Annotated in this window: 16 protein-coding genes; 12 read left to right on the top strand and 4 right to left on the bottom strand. The window is 57.3% G+C overall.

Features of this window, described 5'->3' with window-relative positions:
- Window positions 1–23: 23 nt before the first annotated feature.
- On the top strand, window positions 24–1619 hold the full coding sequence (locus RS584_RS10400; RefSeq protein WP_315749961.1) for an ABC transporter substrate-binding protein: 1596 nt from the start codon (window positions 24–26) through the stop codon (window positions 1617–1619).
- Between the two features lie 134 nt (window positions 1620–1753).
- Window positions 1754–2428, top strand: a complete 675-nt coding sequence (locus RS584_RS10405; RefSeq protein WP_111962067.1) for a DUF3313 domain-containing protein — start codon at window positions 1754–1756, stop codon at window positions 2426–2428.
- 33 nt (window positions 2429–2461) lie between these two features.
- Here RS584_RS10405 and RS584_RS10410 read toward each other — a convergent pair whose 3' ends face one another.
- Window positions 2462–3358, bottom strand: a complete 897-nt coding sequence (locus RS584_RS10410; RefSeq protein WP_315749669.1) for a DMT family transporter — start codon at window positions 3356–3358, stop codon at window positions 2462–2464.
- Window positions 3359–3532: 174 nt separating this feature from the next.
- Between RS584_RS10410 and RS584_RS10415 the strand changes: the two genes are divergently transcribed.
- A complete protein-coding gene (locus RS584_RS10415) occupies window positions 3533–4405 on the top strand; it encodes an AraC family transcriptional regulator (RefSeq protein ID WP_315749671.1) in 873 nt (290 codons plus the stop codon).
- Here the strand turns inward: RS584_RS10415 and RS584_RS10420 are convergent.
- The gene (locus tag RS584_RS10420; RefSeq protein WP_315749673.1) at window positions 4385–5551 is read right to left on the bottom strand and encodes a benzoate/H(+) symporter BenE family transporter; all 1167 of its coding nucleotides are present in this window, start codon (window positions 5549–5551) and stop codon (window positions 4385–4387) included. The genes RS584_RS10415 and RS584_RS10420 overlap by 21 nt on opposite strands.
- Before the next feature lie 92 nt (window positions 5552–5643).
- On the opposite strand from RS584_RS10420, the gene RS584_RS10425 reads away from it, so the two are divergent.
- Both RS584_RS10425 and RS584_RS10430 read left to right on the top strand, forming a co-directional pair.
- Window positions 5644–6171 (top strand): helix-turn-helix domain-containing protein, encoded by a 528-nt coding sequence (locus RS584_RS10425; RefSeq protein WP_015570550.1) that lies wholly within the window; start codon window positions 5644–5646, stop codon window positions 6169–6171.
- Window positions 6172–6251: 80 nt separating this feature from the next.
- On the top strand, window positions 6252–8216 hold the full coding sequence (locus tag RS584_RS10430; protein ID WP_315749675.1) for a U32 family peptidase: 1965 nt from the start codon (window positions 6252–6254) through the stop codon (window positions 8214–8216).
- On the opposite strand, the gene RS584_RS10435 is transcribed toward RS584_RS10430, so the two are convergent.
- Window positions 8213–8446, bottom strand: a complete 234-nt coding sequence (locus RS584_RS10435; RefSeq protein WP_015570548.1) for a DUF2554 family protein — start codon at window positions 8444–8446, stop codon at window positions 8213–8215. The genes RS584_RS10430 and RS584_RS10435 overlap by 4 nt on opposite strands.
- A 243-nt stretch (window positions 8447–8689) precedes the next feature.
- On the opposite strand from RS584_RS10435, the gene RS584_RS10440 reads away from it, so the two are divergent.
- The gene (locus RS584_RS10440) at window positions 8690–9052 is read left to right on the top strand and encodes a hypothetical protein (RefSeq protein WP_015570547.1); all 363 of its coding nucleotides are present in this window, start codon (window positions 8690–8692) and stop codon (window positions 9050–9052) included.
- 148 nt (window positions 9053–9200) lie between these two features.
- Here RS584_RS10440 and ftrA read toward each other — a convergent pair whose 3' ends face one another.
- Window positions 9201–10199 (bottom strand): transcriptional regulator FtrA, encoded by a 999-nt coding sequence (gene ftrA / locus RS584_RS10445; protein ID WP_315749677.1) that lies wholly within the window; start codon window positions 10197–10199, stop codon window positions 9201–9203.
- 73 nt (window positions 10200–10272) lie between these two features.
- Here ftrA and RS584_RS10450 point away from each other — a divergent pair, with 73 nt between their 5' ends.
- The 6 genes from RS584_RS10450 to urtD all read left to right on the top strand — a co-directional run bounded on the left by RS584_RS10450 (window position 10273) and on the right by urtD (window position 16882).
- Window positions 10273–10683, top strand: a complete 411-nt coding sequence (locus RS584_RS10450) for a rhodanese-like domain-containing protein (protein WP_023300088.1) — start codon at window positions 10273–10275, stop codon at window positions 10681–10683.
- Window positions 10684–10839: 156 nt separating this feature from the next.
- The gene (locus RS584_RS10455; RefSeq protein WP_193042170.1) at window positions 10840–11943 is read left to right on the top strand and encodes a cobalamin-independent methionine synthase II family protein; all 1104 of its coding nucleotides are present in this window, start codon (window positions 10840–10842) and stop codon (window positions 11941–11943) included.
- Between the two features lie 200 nt (window positions 11944–12143).
- On the top strand, window positions 12144–13415 hold the full coding sequence (gene urtA / locus RS584_RS10460) for an urea ABC transporter substrate-binding protein (RefSeq protein WP_315749682.1): 1272 nt from the start codon (window positions 12144–12146) through the stop codon (window positions 13413–13415).
- A gap of 22 nt (window positions 13416–13437) precedes the next feature.
- Window positions 13438–15012 carry an urea ABC transporter permease subunit UrtB gene (urtB, locus tag RS584_RS10465; protein ID WP_015570543.1) on the top strand — a complete coding sequence of 525 codons (1575 nt, stop codon included), beginning with the start codon at window positions 13438–13440 and terminating at the stop codon, window positions 15010–15012.
- Window positions 15012–16085: an urea ABC transporter permease subunit UrtC gene (gene urtC / locus RS584_RS10470; protein ID WP_048973870.1), complete on the top strand. Its 1074-nt coding sequence runs from the start codon at window positions 15012–15014 to the stop codon at window positions 16083–16085. Before urtB ends, urtC begins: the two co-directional genes overlap by 1 nt.
- A complete protein-coding gene (gene urtD, locus RS584_RS10475) occupies window positions 16085–16882 on the top strand; it encodes an urea ABC transporter ATP-binding protein UrtD (protein ID WP_315749686.1) in 798 nt (265 codons plus the stop codon). Before urtC ends, urtD begins: the two co-directional genes overlap by 1 nt.
- Window positions 16883–16890: the final 8 nt, after the last annotated feature.

Genomic DNA, 16890 nt, shown 5'->3' on the forward strand with positions numbered 1-16890 from the left:
AATTAAAAAGACAGGAATAAATGATGAAAAGCACATTCACAATGATAACGCTGGCGCTTGCTGCACTGACGGTCAGTTCCACCGTCGCGGCAAAAACGCTGGTGTATTGCTCCGAAGGATCGCCGGAAAATTTCAATCCTCAGCTCTATACGTCGGGGACCAGCGTGGACGCCAGCGCCGTACCGGTTTATAACCGTCTGGTCGATTTCAAACCGGGCACTACCGAATTGGTGCCGAGCCTGGCGGAAAGCTGGGAGGTAAGCGACGATGGCAAGATCTATACCTTCCACCTGCGCAAGGGGGTGAAATTCCACAGTAATAAGCTGTTCACGCCGACGCGCGACTTCAACGCGGACGACGTGATTTTTTCGTTTATGCGCCAGAAGGATGTGAATCATCCCTACCATAACGTCTCCAACGGCAGTTATTCCAACTTCGAAAGTCTGGAGTTCGGCAGCCTGATTACCGCCATTGATAAAGTTGACGATCGCACCGTGCGCTTCACCCTGGCGCATCCGGAAGCGCCGTTTGTCGCTGATCTGGCGTGGTACTTTGCCTCCATTCTGTCGGCGGAGTATGCCGATGCCATGCTGAAAGCGGGCACGCCAGAAAAGGTCGATATGCAGCCGATTGGCACCGGGCCGTTTAAGCTGGCGCAATATCAGAAGGATTCCCGCATCCTCTTCACCGCTTTCCCTGACTACTGGCAGGGAAAATCGAAGCTGGATCGTCTGGTGTTCACCATCACGCCGGACGCCTCGGTGCGTTTTGCCAAAGTCGAGAAGAATGAGTGCCAGGTGATGCCGTTCCCGAATCCGGCGGACCTGCCGCGTATGAAGGCTAACAAAGACATCAACCTGATGAGCAAGGCCGGTCTGAATACCGGTTTCCTGGCGTTTAACACGCAAAAGCCGCCGCTGGATAACGTAAAAGTGCGCCAGGCGCTGGCGATGGCGATTAACAAACCCGCCATCATTGAGGCGGTGTTCCACGGCACCGGCACGGCGGCGAAAAACCTGCTGCCGCCAGGCGTCTGGAGTGCCGACAGCGAGCTGAAAGACTACGATTACGATCCAGAAAAAGCGAAAGCGCTGCTAAAGGAGGCGGGATTTGCCAACGGCGTAAGCATCGAGCTGTGGGCCATGCCCGTGCAACGGCCGTATAACCCGAACGCGAAGCGTATGGCGGAGATGATCCAGGCGGACTGGGCGAAAGTGGGCGTGCAGACCAAAATCGTGACCTACGAATGGGGCGAATACCTGAAGCGCGTGAAGGGCGGGGAGCATCAGGCCGCACTGATGGGCTGGACAACGGCGACGGGCGATCCGGATAACTTCTTCGGCCCGCTGTTTACCTGTACGTCCGCCAACGGCGGGTCGAACTCGGCCAAATGGTGCTATAAGCCGTTTGATAACCTGATTGCCGAAGCTAAATCGATAACCGATCGCGAAAAACGCGTGGCGCTGTACAAGCAGGCGCAGCAGATGATGCACGATCAAATGCCGGCGGTAATGATTGCCCACTCGACGATTTTTGAGCCAGTCCGTAAAGAGGTCACGGGCTATGAAATCGATCCCTTCGGCAAGCACCTGTTCTGGCAAGTGGACCTGAAGGAGTAATTTTTCACTGCCCGGTTTCGGTCGGGCAGTTTTTTCGCTATTTGTGCTGTCTTCGTCATTTTTTGCCACAACACATCGCCCGGTTTTTTGTTATAACTTCAAGTGCATACTTGCAGATAACATGGAATACCATCATGCGTACTCACACTTTTTTTAAAGTTGCAGTGCTTTCTGGTCTGTTGGCCCTTTCCGGCTGTGCGTCAAAAGTCGCAGCCCCCGATCAATATTCAGGCTTTTTAAAAGATTACTCCGGCTTGCAGGAGATGAAATCTGCAACCGGGAAGCCAACCCTGCGTTGGGTTGACCCGTCCTATAATGAGGCGAATTACGACAGCATTATCTGGACGCCGATAACCTATTATCCGACGCCAAAACCGACCACTCAGCTTGGGCAAAAAACGCTTGATGAGCTGTTGAATTATACCAATACCAAACTGAAAACCGCGATTGGCCAGCGTAAGCCGATTGTGACGACGCCGGGCAAACATAGCCTGATCTTCCGCGGCGCCATCACGGGTGTGAGCTCAGACAAAGAAGGTTTGCAGTTCTATGAAGTGGTGCCTGTGGCGCTGCTGGTTGCGGGTACGCAGATGGCAACGGGCCATCGTACCATGGATACGCATCTGTTCTTCGAAGGTGAGCTGATCGACGCGGCCACGAACAAACCGGTGGTTAAAGTTGTTCGTAAAGGTGAAGGGAAAGAGCTGGCGAACGAGAATACGCCGATGGGCTTCGGCACCCTGAAACAGGTTGTGGATGACATGGCGACGGATGCCACCATGTTTGATGTTCATCAGACAGCAAATTAATACAAATGGCCTGCATTTTCGCAGGCCGTTTTTTTATGCCGTCCGCAGGCGGCGGAACCAGGTTTCCGGCTTCGTAAACATCACCATATTCCCGCCCAGTATCAACAGCAGGCCGACGATCCCGTTGAGATGCCACACGTAACCCTCGTACACCGTTGAAATCGACAGCGCCACCAGCGGGAACAGCAGCGTGCTGTACGCGGCTTTACCGGGACCAATGCGGCCTACCAGCGTAAAGTAGGCACCGAAGGCAATCACCGAGCCAAACAGCGCAAGATAGAGCAGCGCCCCCATATAGCTCACCGTCCATTCCGGCATAAAGCTATCGCCCCTGAAGAGCGCGATAAGGCCCATCACGACGGTGCCGTACAGCATCGCCCAGGCGTTGGTGGTCATAGTTTCCAGCCCGTTTCGCTGATGACGCATGCTGATCATATTCCCCAGCGAGAAGCCGTAGGTGCCGAGGGCGGAAAGCCCGATGCCCGTAAGCAACGACGCGCTCCAGCCGCTGGCGAGCAGATCGTTCCAGAAAAGGGTAATGATCCCGATAAGCCCCAGCGCTGCCGCCGTCCAGAAGCGTGCGGGTGGGCGCTGGCCGAAGAAGATAAAGCTGTTGATGGCGTTATACAGCACGGCCATCGAGAAAATCACCGACTCAAGGCCGGTATTGATATGGGCGGCAGCGGTGTAAAAGCACCGGAAGTTGAAACAGAAAACGCAGCAGCCCTGAAGCATGCAATAGAGATGATCCCGCAGCGCCAGCCTGCGCAGGCGGCGAAGGGCGACCAGGACGATCATCATCGTGGCGCTGGCCACGGCGAAGCGCCAGAAAATGGAGACCGGCGCTGCAACCGGCCCCTGTTGTAAAAAAATGGCGATCCAGGTCGTGCCCCAGATCACAACGACCAGCCCATAGAGTAATGCGTTCATGGTGTCTCTCTTCTCATACCGTGAAAAACGACAGTGTGGCGAAAGAAGGGGGGGCCGGCTTTCATCGCCTTGCGCCGGACTTGCAAATTCTTGCGCTTTTTTCTCGCACAATGGCTGGTAACAGGCTGCAACACTTCTTAGACTGACAGTCTGATTAATCACCTGTTTACGGCCATGTCTCTCGTTTACGACACCTTTGAAACGTTACGCCAACAAAATGCAGTGCTGCGGGAAACCGTCGCGCTCAATACTGGCATTCAACTGGCGGCGTGGTACAACAAGCACGACACGATCACGGTGAAAAGCAACCATCACACCCTTAGCCTGTACGTGGCGGATGGCTATGAAAGCTATCAAAAAACGCCGGGTGGCTGGAAAAATGGCGGCGGGCCGGACCGTTTTTGTCTGATGCCGGAAGAGAGCGAATCCACGTGGGATATTCGTGACGACCTGTCGTTTGTGCACCTCTACTGCACCGATGAACACCTGCGGGACGTGGGGGAGAAAATCTGGGATAAACGACCGCTATCGCTGACGCTGGAGGAAAAAATCTTCGGCAGCGATCCGAAAATCACCGCCCTTTATCGCCAGTTTTTGCTCGGCTGCGACTGGCAGCAAAACGCCAATCAGCTCACCCTGAGCACCGCGTCGACCTTATTGCTGACGCATTTGGTCCAGCACTATTCCAGCGTACAGTGGAAGCTGCCGGTAGTGACCGGCGGGTTATCACCGTTTGTACTGCGCAACGTGCTGGCCTTTATCGAGGAAAACCTTGCGCAACCCTTAACCCTGGCGGAACTGGCGGGCCAGGCCGCACTCAGTGAATATCACTTTGCGCGGATGTTCCGCCAGTCGATGGGGCTGGCGCCGCATCAGTACGTTATGCAGCGCCGCATAGAGAAGGCCAAAGCGCTGGTGCAGCACACGACCACGCCGCTCACCGACATCGCGCTGGCCTGCGGATTTAACTCCGCCAGCCATTTCAGTAACCGTTTTCGCAGCATGACCGGCATTACGCCGTCACAGTTACGCGCGGCGAAGGCGTGAGAAGACGGCGTAACAGATCCCTCCCAGCACCAGCCCCCAGAAGGCGGAGCCAATTCCCAGGAGCGTGACGCCGCTGGCGGTCATCAGGAAGGTAACGATCGCCGCGTCGCGTTCTGCTTCATGGTTCAGTGCCTGATACAAACTTCCGCTGATAGTGCCGAGCAGGGCCAGCCCGGCCAGCGTCTGGATGCCGCTCAGCGGCAGGGCGGCCATCAGCCCGGAAATCGACCCGCCGAACACCCCCGCCAGCAGATAAAACCCGCCTGCCGCCGCCGCGGCCAGCCAGCGTTTACTGGCATCCGGATGGGCGTCCGGGCTCTGGCAGATGGCGGCAGTGATGGCGGCGATGCATATAGAATAAACGCCGAAGGGGGACAACAGCAGTGCCAGCCCGCCGGTGGCAACGATCAGCGGTGAGACCGCCAGCGGATAGCCCGATGCCTGCATGGTGGCGAAGCCGGGCGCATTCTGCGACGCCATGGTCACCAGGAAGAAGGGTAAGCCGATACTGATCAGGCTGGTGAAGGTGAACGCAGGGGCAATGAATTCCGGCATGATGACTGATAACGTCATCCTGTTCGTGACAACGTCACCTCCGGCCCATGCCACGAACACGCCCACCAGCAGCGTGGCGACAATGGCGTACCGGGGCGCTACGGCTTTGGTTACCAGCCAGGCGGCCAGCATACTGCCGCAAAGAAAAATGTGTCCCTCAAGATTGCTGAATGCCTTCAGGCCAAACTGTAACAGCACGCCCGCCAGCATAGCGGCGGCAAGCGAGTGCGGGATTAGTTTCATTAACCGGGCAAACAGGCCGGTGACGCCGCACAGCAGAATCAGCGCATTCGCGAATATAAATACCCCGATGGTTTCCGCCAGCGTCACGCCTTGCAGGCTGGTGGCGAGCAGCGCCGCGCCGGGCGTCGACCAGGCGGTCAACACGGGGGCTTTATACCACCACGACAATGCCAGCGTGCTGATCCCCATCCCGAGCCCCAGCGCGGTCATCCATCCGGCAATTTGCTGTGTACTGGCGCCAGCCGCCGCAGCCGCCTGCCAGATAATGGCGGCAGAGCTGGCATAGCCCACCAGCACGGCAACAAAACCGGCCAGCACGGCAGGAAAGAGAGAGGCAGTCGATCGCATGGAAACTCCGTTGTGCGTTATAACGTCCGGGATAAGGTATCACTGTGCGCTATAGCGTACAAGTGGTATGCTTTGCCGCAACGGGAGGAACTATGGATATCACTCAACACCTGGCAACCACACTGAAAGCGCTGCGTCAGGCGCGGGGCTGGAGTCTGTCGAAACTGGCGGAAGAGACGGGCGTGTCGAAAGCGATGCTTGGGCAAATCGAACGCAATGAGTCCAGCCCGACGGTCTCTACCTTGTGGAAAATCGCCACCGGGCTGAACGTACCTTTTTCGGCGTTTATCACTCCAGAGAGCGAACCGCAGGCGGTATTCGATCCGCAGCAGCAGGCGATGGTGGTGAAACCGCTTTTCCCCTGGGATGAGCAGCTTAAGTTCGACCATTTCTCCATCACCCTGTCGCCCGGCGCGCTGAGTGAGTCCACGCCGCACGAAGCCGGGGTGATCGAGCACGTGGTGGTGATAAGCGGTGAGCTGGACATGCAGATTGACGGTGTCTGGCGCACGCTATACGCTGATTCCGGCGTGCGTTTTGCCGGCGATAAACCGCACGCGTACCGCAACAGCAGCGCCCGGACGGTGCATTTCCACTCTCTGATCCATTATCCCCGCTAAAGCGTCGCAAAACGGTTTCACTGGCACAGACTTCTGACTACAATAGCCGCCATTTTGACCATAACGGATAACGACGAAGTATGCGCCTGCACTCCCATCATCTTGAACTGCTAAGCCCGGCCCGCGACGCCGCCATTGCCCGTGAAGCCATTCTTCACGGAGCAGATGCCGTCTACATTGGCGGCCCTGGCTTCGGTGCCCGTCATAACGCCAGCAACAGCCTGCGCGACATTGCCGAGCTGGTCCCGTTCGCCCACCGTTTCGGGGCGAAGGTGTTCGTGACCCTGAACACCATTCTTCATGATGATGAGCTTGAGCCCGCGCAGCGTCTTATTACCGATCTCTACCAGACCGGCGTTGACGCCCTGATCGTTCAGGATATGGGCGTTCTGGAACTGGATATCCCGCCGATTGAGCTGCACGCCAGCACCCAGTGCGATATCCGCACCGTTGAGAAGGCGAAGTTTCTTTCGGACGTCGGGTTTACGCAGATTGTTCTGGCGCGCGAGCTGAACCTGAACCAGATCCGCGATATCCACCAGGCGACCGACGCGACCATTGAATTCTTTATCCACGGTGCGCTGTGTGTGGCGTATTCCGGGCAGTGTAATATCTCTCACGCCCAGACGGGGCGCAGCGCTAACCGGGGCGACTGCTCTCAGGCCTGCCGTCTGCCTTATACCCTGAAAGACGATCAGGGCCGCGTGGTGGCATTCGAAAAACACCTGCTGTCGATGAAAGATAACGATCAGACGGCCAACCTCGGCGCGCTGATCGATGCCGGTGTACGCTCCTTCAAAATTGAAGGGCGCTACAAGGACATGAGCTACGTGAAAAATATCACCGCCCATTATCGTCAGATGCTGGATGCCATCATCGACGATCGCGGTGACCTGGCGCGCGCGTCCGCCGGTCGTACAGAGCATTTCTTTATTCCGTCGACGGACAAGACCTTCCACCGCGGCAGCACGGACTATTTCGTGAATGCCCGTAAAGGGGATATTGGCGCGTTCGATTCACCGAAGTTTATCGGTTTACCGGTGGGTGAAGTGCTGAAAGTGGCGAAAGATCATCTTGACGTTCAGGTTACAGAGCCGCTGGCGAACGGCGATGGTCTCAACGTGATGATCAAACGTGAAGTAGTGGGTTTCCGCGCCAATACGGTGGAGAAAACCGGCGAAAATCGCTATCGCGTCTGGCCGAACGAAATGCCTGCCGATCTCTACAAAGCCCGTCCTAATGCAGCGCTTAACCGTAACCTGGATCACAACTGGCAGCAGGCCTTGCTCAAGACCTCCAGCGAGCGCCGCATTGCGGTGGATATCGCGCTGGGGGGCTGGGAAGAGCAGCTGATCCTGACCATGACCTGCGAAGACGGTATCAGCGTGACGCATACGCTCGACGGCCTGTTCGAGGTGGCGAACAATGCGGAGAAAGCGCTTAGCAACCTCAAGGATAGCGTGGCGAAGCTGGGGCAGACCATTTATTACGCGCGCAATATTGAGGTGAATCTGCCGGACGCGCTGTTCGTGCCGAACAGCCTGCTGAACCAGTTCCGCCGTGAAACGGCAGAGATGCTGGATGAAGCACGGCTGGCAAACTATCCGCGCGGCAGTCGTAAGGCCGAAACGGTGCCTGCGCCGGTCTACCCGGACACGCATCTCTCGTTCCTCGCGAACGTTTACAACCACAAAGCGCGTGCGTTTTACCATCGTCACGGCGTGCAGCTGATTGACGCCGCGTATGAAGCGCATGAAGAGAAGGGCGATGTGCCGGTGATGATCACCAAACACTGCCTGCGGTTTGCCTTTAACCTTTGTCCGAAACAGGCGAAAGGCAATATTAAAAGCTGGAAAGCGACGCCGATGCAGCTGGTGAATGGCGATGAAGTGCTGACGCTGAAGTTTGACTGCCGTCCGTGTGAAATGCACGTTATCGGCAAGATGAAGAATCACATCTTCAAAATGCCGCCTCCGGGAAGCATTGTGGCCTCCGTCAGCCCTGACGATTTGATGAAGACCCTGCCGAAGCGTAAAGGCAGCTAACCCGCAGAGTGGGTATCCGGTTTGCGCGATTTCTGCCAGGCATGGTGCTCGCGCAACCCCTCCGCAGACTCCTCAGCCGCGCTGCGTAACTCGTCGCTGTCAGCTTCATGACGAAGCTGATGGTCGGCGTTTTTCACATACACAAATTCATGCCCTTTGTGCTCCGCCATAATCTGCCCTGAGAACAGGGCGCTAATCACCAGCAGTAGCGAAAATTCTTTTCTGAACATCCATTATCCCCTGAAAATACGCTACGGTCATCGTAGGGATAATTTCATAGAGTAATTATTCGACTGTTTAAATTTGAGAAAATAGACTGTCAAAAATTGTGGTCGCAATAAAACTCACTTAAGACTATTCTTAAAAGCAATATCGCCGTTGTAAACTCCCATTTCTGGTATGCAAAGAGAAGCTAGATTTATTGGGAAATCATTTACAATAAGATTTTTCTGGCTAAGGATTGGATCGAATAAATGAAAAAAATAATCGTGCTATCACTTCTGGGCGTAGTGGTTGCGGTGGGTGCTGCGGCCAGCATCTATTCAAATGAAGAACCAGAATATATTCAGTCAGCAAAAAGCCGTGTCGGATCGTATTTAACCAGCGATTACGGACGTGTCGAATGTAATAGCACCCAGGTAAGTGAAGATCGCTGGGAGCTGGGCTGTACCAATAAGGCGAGAGGCAAAACCTTCCAGTTCGCCGTTTACCCATCCGAGCAGGCGCCGTATGGGGTCTCTCGTGCGTTTTATCTCGAAGCGATTAATGATGATGCCCGCCAGAGTGCAGAGCAGGGGCTGATGCGTTATCTGCAAATTAATACCAAAGCGGGTTAATCGATTCGTTTATGCTTCGTTGAGGCTCACAGTGGTAGATTACAGATGATCCACATCCCGGTATGGAATACCGGAGCGTAGATACCAAAATACAAATCTATCCATGCAAGCATTTACCGCCAGATTATGGCGGTTTTTTTTTGCCCGTTTATCGTACCGGCTGTGAAAATTGTTTGCGATATTGCGCGGGCGAAAGCGCAAATTGCTGCCGGAAATGGTGGCGCAGCGTGGCGCTTTGTCCAAATCCGGTTTGTTCCGCAATATTGTCGATGCTGAGCCGACTGTTTTCGAGATAATCTTTTGCCCGCTGCAATCGCGCAGTCAATAACCAGCGCGCGGGCGTTGTTCCGGTCGCGTCCTGGAAACGGCGCAGAAAGGTGCGCTGACTCATACCCACCCGCAGGGCCAGCGATTCGACGGTATGGGAAACGGCCAGATGCTGGTGAAGATAATCAAACAGCTGGCCCAGGCGCTGGCTCTCCCGCAACTGAGCCACCGGTCGGCTAAGCTGCTGGGTTTGCGAGCCGTCCCGATGGGGCGGGATCACCAGCCGACGCGCCACGCGGTTTGCTGCCTCCATCCCGTAATTCCGGCGCACCACATGCAGACACAGATCAATCCCTGCGGCGCTGCCTGCCGAAGTGAGAATATCGCCTTCGTCCTGGTACAGCACATCGTCGACCACGGTGATGGCGGGATAGCGCGTTTTCAGAGCTTGCGTATAGCGCCAGTGGGTGGTTGCCTTCCGCCCGTCAAGCAGGCCTGAGGCTGCCAGAACGAAAACGCCAGAACAGATCGAGAGTAGCTGACAGCCGCGGGCATGCGCCGCGCGGAGCGCCTGGCAGAGCGCGTCGGGTACGGGGTCATCCAGCCCTCGCCAGCCGGGTACGACAACCAGATCCGCCGTCTCCAGCAGACGCAGATCGCCATCGGCCAGAATACGGATCCCGCCCGTTGCCCGGAGCTCGCCGTCATCCACGCTCGCCACGGCGAACTGATACCAGTCCTCGCCCATCTCCGGGCGCGGCAAGCCAAAGATCTCTACCGCCACGCCAAACTCAAAGGTACATAAACCGTCATATGCCAGCACGACCGCGCGCGGCGAGGGATGTCTTAAGTTTGTCATCTTTTTGCTGTTTTCTGGCATAGGCGGACGCATTCATGGGCTGAATTAAGGGATAAAGTAGTGTTAACACAAACACCACAAATGAGGAAGATTCATGAGCTATGTTACTGAATTTCCGGCTGCTGAGCCGCAGGAAGCCGTGGGGCATTTCCTGCGTCGTCTGAGCGTCGAGACGGACTGCGCCGATGTCCATCACGCGGTATCCAGCGGTGAGCAGGACTTTGTTCTGCTGCACGTTGTCGGAAAACCTGAACATTTTGCCCGGCGGCATCTGCCCGGCGCGCTGCATTTACCCTGGAGCCAGATCACCGCCGAGCGGATGAAAGCGTGGCCAGAGGGCACGCTGTTTGTCGTCTATTGTGCAGGCCCGCACTGCAACGGGGCGGACAGGGCGGCGCTGAAGCTGGCGCGTCTGGGTCTGCCGGTCAAGATTATGCTCGGGGGCATGACCGGCTGGGAAGATGAGCGGTTCGCGTTTGCAGGATCTTCATCACCCGCCCTGTGAACATGAATTTATTTCAACACAGATGAAATTTTCTCGTTTGTCGGCGGCGAGCCGGTATGACATCTTTTCAGGACGTTTAGACATCCAGAAGTCTAAAGATTCAAGAGATGAATTATCACTGTGGGCAATTAACGCCGACAGACAGAGGAGATTTCCATGCAGCGACACCATGCCCCGTACCGCGCCGATGTAGTCGGCAGTTTTTTACGCCCGGATTCTGTTAAACAGGCCCGTCTGCAATTTGCCAGCGGTGAGATCGATGCCGGTCAGCTTCGCGCGGTTGAGGACGAGGCCATTCGCCATGTTGTCGCGCAGCAGTGCGCCTGCGGTCTGCATGTGGTAACGGACGGTGAATTCCGCCGCGCCTGGTGGCACTTTGACTTCTTTGACGGGCTACAGGGCGTAGAGCGTTATGATTCCCAGCAGGGCATTCAGTTCAACGGGGTGCAGACCAAAGCCCATGGCGTGCGCGTAACGGGCAAACTGGGCTTCGGCGATCATCCTATGCTGGAAGATTTCCGCTACCTCAAAAGCATCAGCGGTAACGCACAGCCGAAGATGACCATTCCGAGCCCGAGCGTGCTGCATTTCCGCGGTGGCCGCAAGGATATTGATGCCACGGTCTACCCGGATCTGAAAGATTACTTTGACGATCTGGCGACCACCTGGCGCGATGCCATTCGGGCCTTTTACGATGCAGGCTGCCGCTATCTGCAACTGGATGATACCGTCTGGGCCTACCTTTGTTCAGAAGACCAGCGCCGGCAGATCCGCGAGCGCGGTGATGATGCAGACGAACTTGCCCGAACCTATGCCCGGGTGCTGAATAAGGCGCTGGAGGGCAAACCGGACGATCTGACCATCGGGCTACACGTCTGCCGCGGCAACTTCCGCTCAACCTGGATTTCCGAAGGCGGCTATGAGCCGGTGGCGGAGGTGCTGTTCGGCACGGTGAACGTCGATGCGTTCTTCCTGGAGTACGACAACGACCGTAGCGGCGACTTCGCGCCACTGCGTTTTGTGCGCCCGGGTAAACAGCAGGTGGTTCTGGGGCTAATCACCACCAAGCACGGTGAACTGGAGAACCCGGAAGGGGTGAAAGCGCGTCTGGAAGAGGCCGCGCGCTACGTGGCGAAAGAGCAGATTTGCCTCAGCCCACAGTGCGGATTTGCCTCCACGGAAGAGGGTAACAGCCTGAGCGAAGCCCAGCAGTGGGATAAAGTTCGCCTGGTGACGCAAATCGCCAGCGATGTCTGGTAACATCGTTCACAGCGCTGCATTATTACAGTGCAGCGCTGTACCATTCTGAGTCGTTTCCCGTAGATCCTGTCTTCGAACCTGTTTAAATCCTGCCTCTGCAACCTGGCACCCTTTTTGCTCCCCTGAAACTGACGTTACTTTTTCTGCGTCCGGGCGGTAACGGACGTCTTCGCACAGCTTTCTTTTTCAGGAGTGAAAATATGCACCGTCGTACCTTTATAAAAGCGTTCGCCTTGTCCGCCTCCGTGGTCGCCATGGGGGTCAGTTTTGGCGTCCAGGCCGCAGAGACCATTAAAGTCGGGATCATGCACTCACTCTCCGGCACGATGGCCATTTCAGAAACGCCCCTGAAAGATGTCGCCCTGATGGCCATCGACGAAATCAACGCCAAAGGCGGCGTGCTCGGGAAAAAGCTGGAGCCGGTGGTGGTTGACCCGGCATCCAACTGGCCGCTGTTTGCCGAAAAGGCCCGTCAGCTTCTGAGCCAGGACAAGGTGGCCGTCGTGTTTGGCTGCTGGACCTCCGTATCGCGTAAATCAGTTCTGCCGGTTTTTGAGGAGCTGAACGGTTTGCTGTTCTATCCGGTGCAGTATGAAGGTGAAGAGATGTCACCTAACGTCTTCTATACCGGCGCGGCGCCTAACCAGCAGGCGATCCCGGCGGTGGAGTACCTGATGAGCGAGGACGGCGGCAGCGCGAAACGCTTCTTCCTGCTGGGAACGGACTACGTTTACCCGCGCACCACGAACAAGATCCTGCGCGCCTTCCTGCACTCGAAAGGCGTGGAAGATAAAGATATTGAAGAGGTCTACACCCCGTTTGGTCATAGCGATTACCAGACCATCGTCGCCAGTATCAAGAAATTCTCCGCGGGCGGTAAAACGGCGGTGGTCTCAACCATCAACGGTGATTCCAACGTGCCTTTCTATAAAGAGCTGGCGAACCAGGGGCTGAAAGCCACGGACGTGCCGGTGGTGGCGTTCTCGGTGGGCGAGGAAGAACTTCGCGGCATTGATACCAAACCGCTGGTGGGTAACCTGGCGGCGTGGAACTACTTTGAATCCGTCGATAACCCGACCAACCAGACCTTTGTCGCGGCCTACAAAGCCTACGCGAAAGCCCATAAGCTGCCGAATGCCGATACCGTCGTCACCAACGATCCGATGGAAGCGACCTATGTCGGCCTGCATATGTGGGCGCAGGCGGTTGAAAAAGCGGGGACAACCGACGTGGACAAAGTGCGCGCGGCAATGGCGGGCCAGTCGTTCAACGCGCCGTCCGGCTTTACGCTGACCATGGATGCCACCAACCACCACCTGCATAAGCCCGTCATGATTGGTGAAATCGAAGGCAACGGCCAGTTCAATGTCGTCTGGCAAACCGAACAGCCGGTACGCGCTCAGCCGTGGAGCCCGTTTATCGCCGGGAATGACAAAAAACCTGACCAGCCGATGAAAACCGCCAGCAACTAAGCCACCACCAGGGAGAGACGTCATGAACGCCATGCGCATAATTATTGCGATTGTGTGGCTTACCGGACTGCTGCCAGGGATGGTGCAGGCATCGGATGCCGATGATTTCGTTGCCGCTAGCCGCAGCCAGCAGACCGCCATGCTGACCCGCTGGGCAGCCACGCCGGAACCTGCACGTTTGCCGCTGCTTAAAGCGCTGCAACAGGAGAACCTCTACACCGACAGCCAGAAGAAGGCTTTTACCCGCATCGACGGCGAAATGGTTGCCCTGGGCGCGGCAAAGAGCGCCGAAGGAACGACCAAAGCCGTGCGGCTGACCAACCGGCTGCGCGTGTTAACCGTCACGGCGTTGGCAACGCATCAGCTTGTCAGTGACAGTGTCACCGAAAGGCGTCATGCCGCGCGGCAACTTCAGCGTGACGCCCAGCCGGATATGCTCGGGTTTCTGCAACAGCGGGCTAACCGCGAAACGGATGACGTCACCCGACAGTCGCTGAGGCTGGCGCTGGCAAATCTTCAGCTGGCGAGTCCGCAGGCGGAAACGCGCCTCAACGCGGTTGAACTGTTGGGACAGTCTGACGATCCGGACGTTCAGGCCACGCTGACGCCGTTCACCCGGGCGCAAACCGAGCCGGACGCACGGGTACGTGCCGCCGCCGCTGAGAGCCTGGACCGTATTCAGCACCGGCTGATGTGGGGCGAACTGCTGGGGCAGGCCTTTATGGGCCTGTCGTTGGGTTCGGTACTCTTGCTGGCCGCGCTCGGGCTGGCTATCACCTATGGTCTGCTGGGGGTGATTAACATGGCCCACGGCGAAATGCTGATGCTCGGGGCGTATGCCACCTGGATGGTGCAGCAGGTGATGGCGCAGTGGATGCCTCAGTGGCTGGCGCTTTATCCGGTGGTGGCGCTGCCGGTGGCGTTTTGCCTGACGGCAGGTATCGGGATGGTGCTGGAGCGCACGGTGATCCGCCATCTGTATGGCCGCCCGCTGGAAACCCTGCTCGCCACCTGGGGGATCAGCCTGATGCTTATCCAGCTGGTGCGCATGACCTTTGGCGCCCAGAACCTTGAGGTCGCAAACCCGGCCTGGCTGTCCGGCGGGGTGCAGGTTTTCGCCAACCTGACGCTACCGTGGAACCGCATTGTGGTGCTCGGGTTTGTGCTGATGGTGCTGTTCTTCACCTGGCTCATTCTGAATAAAACGCGTCTGGGGCTGAACGTGCGGGCGGTGACGCAAAACCGCAGCATGGCGGCCTGCTGCGGCGTCCCCACCGGACGGGTAGATATGCTGGCGTTTGGCCTCGGGTCCGGTATTGCCGGGCTGGGCGGCGTGGCATTGTCCCAACTGGGGAACGTGGGACCGGAGCTGGGCCAGGGATACATCATTGATTCGTTTCTGGTGGTGGTGCTCGGCGGCGTCGGCCAGCTGGCCGGTAGCGTCGCGGCGGCCTTTGGTCTGGGGATCTTCAATAAAATTCTTGAACCGCAGATGGGCGCCGTGCTGGGCAAAATCCTGATTCTGGTGGCGATCATTCTGTTTATCCAGAAACGTCCGCAGGGGTTATTCGCACTTAAAGGGAGGGTGACAGACTGATGAGCCAGCCATTGACCTTAACACTGGCGCGCAGGGCACCGCGCTCCACGCAAATCTTCGGCAGTCTGCTGGTTGCGGCGCTGCTGGTGCTGCCTTTTCTCGCGCTGTTACCCGCAACGCATCCGCTGGCCGTTTCTACATGGATGTTGACGCTCATCGGCAAGATCCTCTGCTACGCAGTTGTCGCCGTGGCCCTCGATCTGGTCTGGGGCTATGCCGGTATGCTCTCGCTGGGGCACGGCATATTCTTCGCCCTGGGCGGCTATGCGATGGGCATGTACCTGATGCGCCAGGCGGCCGGGGACGGACTGCCCGCGTTTATGTCTTTTCTCTCGTGGAGCGAACTGCCCTGGTTCTGGTGGGGAACGCAGCATTTCGCCTGGGCTCTGGTGTTAATTGTGACGATCCCCGGCCTGCTGGCGCTGGTCTTCGGCTGGTTTGCTTTTCGCTCGAAGATCAAAGGGGTCTATTTCTCCATCATGACCCAGGCGCTGACCTACGCGGGCATGCTGCTGTTCTTTCGCAACGAAACCGGCTTTGGCGGCAATAACGGCTTTACCGGCTTTACCACGCTGCTCGGGTTTTCCGTCACGGCGACCACCACGCGGATCGCGCTGTTTCTCGCAACGGTCGTGCTGCTGCTTCTGGCCCTGGGCACAGGCTACGCGCTGGCGAAGAGTAAATTTGGCCGCATTTTAACGGCGGTGCGCGATGCGGAAAACCGTCTCACGTTCTGCGGCTACAATCCGCGCGGTTTCAAGCTGCTGGTCTGGACGCTTTCCGCCGTGCTGTGTGGCCTGGCGGGAGCGCTGTACGTTCCGCAGGTGGGCATTATCAACCCGGGTGAAATGTCGCCGACCAACTCGATTGAAGCGGCCATCTGGGTAGCGCTGGGTGGACGCGGCACTCTGGTGGGCCCGGTGATTGGCGCGGCGCTGGTCAACGGTGCGAAGAGCTTTTTCACCGTGGCGATGCCGGAGTACTGGCAGCTGTTTCTGGGGCTGATTTTCATCGCCGTGACGCTGTTTTTACCGCGCGGCGTGTTCGGTCTGTTTCGTAAGGGAGAGAATTAATGCAGCCCTCTGAAGGACTCTTTACCCGCCAGCTACCGGGCGACCGTTACCGCGAGCAGACCGATCCGGTGTTGCAGCTCGAGGCCATTAACGTCAGTTTCGACGGTTTTCAGGCGTTGACCGATCTCTCGCTGAACATCGGCGTCGGAGAATTGCGCTGCATCATTGGCCCTAATGGCGCCGGTAAAACCACGCTGATGGACGTGATTACCGGCAAAACCCGGCCAAAAAGCGGGAAAGCTATTTACGATCAGTCCATCGATCTGACTGCCCTGGAACCGGCGACCATCGCCCGTCAGGGCATTGGCCGTAAGTTCCAGAAGCCGACCGTGTTTGAAGCGCTGACCGTAGGGGAAAACCTCGAAATCGCCATGAAAGCCGACAGGTCCGTCTGGGCGAGCCTGCGGGCCACGCTCAGCGGCGAGCAGCGCGACCGCATTGATGAGATGCTGGTTTTGCTGCGGCTTGGCAGCGAGCGCGATCGCCGTGCCGGACTGCTTTCCCACGGACAGAAGCAGTTTCTGGAGATCGGCATGCTGCTGGTGCAGGACCCGCACCTGTTACTGCTGGACGAACCCGCCGCCGGTATGACCGACGCAGAGACGGAATATACTGCCGAGCTTTTCCGAACCCTGGCAGGCAAGCATTCGCTGATGGTGGTTGAGCACGATATGGGTTTCGTCGAGACCATCGCCGACCACGTCACGGTGCTGCATCAGGGGCGGGTACTGGCGGAAGGTTCGCTTCGCGAGGTACAGGCCAATGAACAGGTAATTGACGTCTATCTGGGACGTTAAGGAGAGGT

This window comes from Enterobacter sp. DTU_2021_1002640_1_SI_PRY_ASU_LCPMC_013, assembly GCF_032389435.1.
Taxonomy (GTDB): Bacteria; Pseudomonadota; Gammaproteobacteria; order Enterobacterales; family Enterobacteriaceae; genus Enterobacter; species Enterobacter hormaechei_C.

Excerpts from the sequence above, each read along its gene's own strand:
- RS584_RS10400 (WP_315749961.1), top strand. The coding sequence starts at position 24 with ATGAAAAGCACATTCACAATGATAACGCTGGCGCTTGCTGCACTGACG.
- RS584_RS10405 (WP_111962067.1), top strand. The coding sequence starts at position 1,754 with ATGCGTACTCACACTTTTTTTAAAGTTGCAGTGCTTTCTGGTCTGTTG.
- RS584_RS10410 (WP_315749669.1), bottom strand. The coding sequence starts at position 3,358 with ATGAACGCATTACTCTATGGGCTGGTCGTTGTGATCTGGGGCACGACC.
- RS584_RS10415 (WP_315749671.1), top strand. The coding sequence starts at position 3,533 with ATGTCTCTCGTTTACGACACCTTTGAAACGTTACGCCAACAAAATGCA.
- RS584_RS10420 (WP_315749673.1), bottom strand. The coding sequence starts at position 5,551 with ATGCGATCGACTGCCTCTCTCTTTCCTGCCGTGCTGGCCGGTTTTGTT.
- RS584_RS10425 (WP_015570550.1), top strand. The coding sequence starts at position 5,644 with ATGGATATCACTCAACACCTGGCAACCACACTGAAAGCGCTGCGTCAG.
- RS584_RS10430 (WP_315749675.1), top strand. The coding sequence starts at position 6,252 with ATGCGCCTGCACTCCCATCATCTTGAACTGCTAAGCCCGGCCCGCGAC.
- RS584_RS10435 (WP_015570548.1), bottom strand. The coding sequence starts at position 8,446 with ATGTTCAGAAAAGAATTTTCGCTACTGCTGGTGATTAGCGCCCTGTTC.
- RS584_RS10440 (WP_015570547.1), top strand. The coding sequence starts at position 8,690 with ATGAAAAAAATAATCGTGCTATCACTTCTGGGCGTAGTGGTTGCGGTG.
- ftrA (WP_315749677.1), bottom strand. The coding sequence starts at position 10,199 with ATGCCAGAAAACAGCAAAAAGATGACAAACTTAAGACATCCCTCGCCG.
- RS584_RS10450 (WP_023300088.1), top strand. The coding sequence starts at position 10,273 with ATGAGCTATGTTACTGAATTTCCGGCTGCTGAGCCGCAGGAAGCCGTG.
- RS584_RS10455 (WP_193042170.1), top strand. The coding sequence starts at position 10,840 with ATGCAGCGACACCATGCCCCGTACCGCGCCGATGTAGTCGGCAGTTTT.
- urtA (WP_315749682.1), top strand. The coding sequence starts at position 12,144 with ATGCACCGTCGTACCTTTATAAAAGCGTTCGCCTTGTCCGCCTCCGTG.
- urtB (WP_015570543.1), top strand. The coding sequence starts at position 13,438 with ATGAACGCCATGCGCATAATTATTGCGATTGTGTGGCTTACCGGACTG.
- urtC (WP_048973870.1), top strand. The coding sequence starts at position 15,012 with ATGAGCCAGCCATTGACCTTAACACTGGCGCGCAGGGCACCGCGCTCC.
- urtD (WP_315749686.1), top strand. The coding sequence starts at position 16,085 with ATGCAGCCCTCTGAAGGACTCTTTACCCGCCAGCTACCGGGCGACCGT.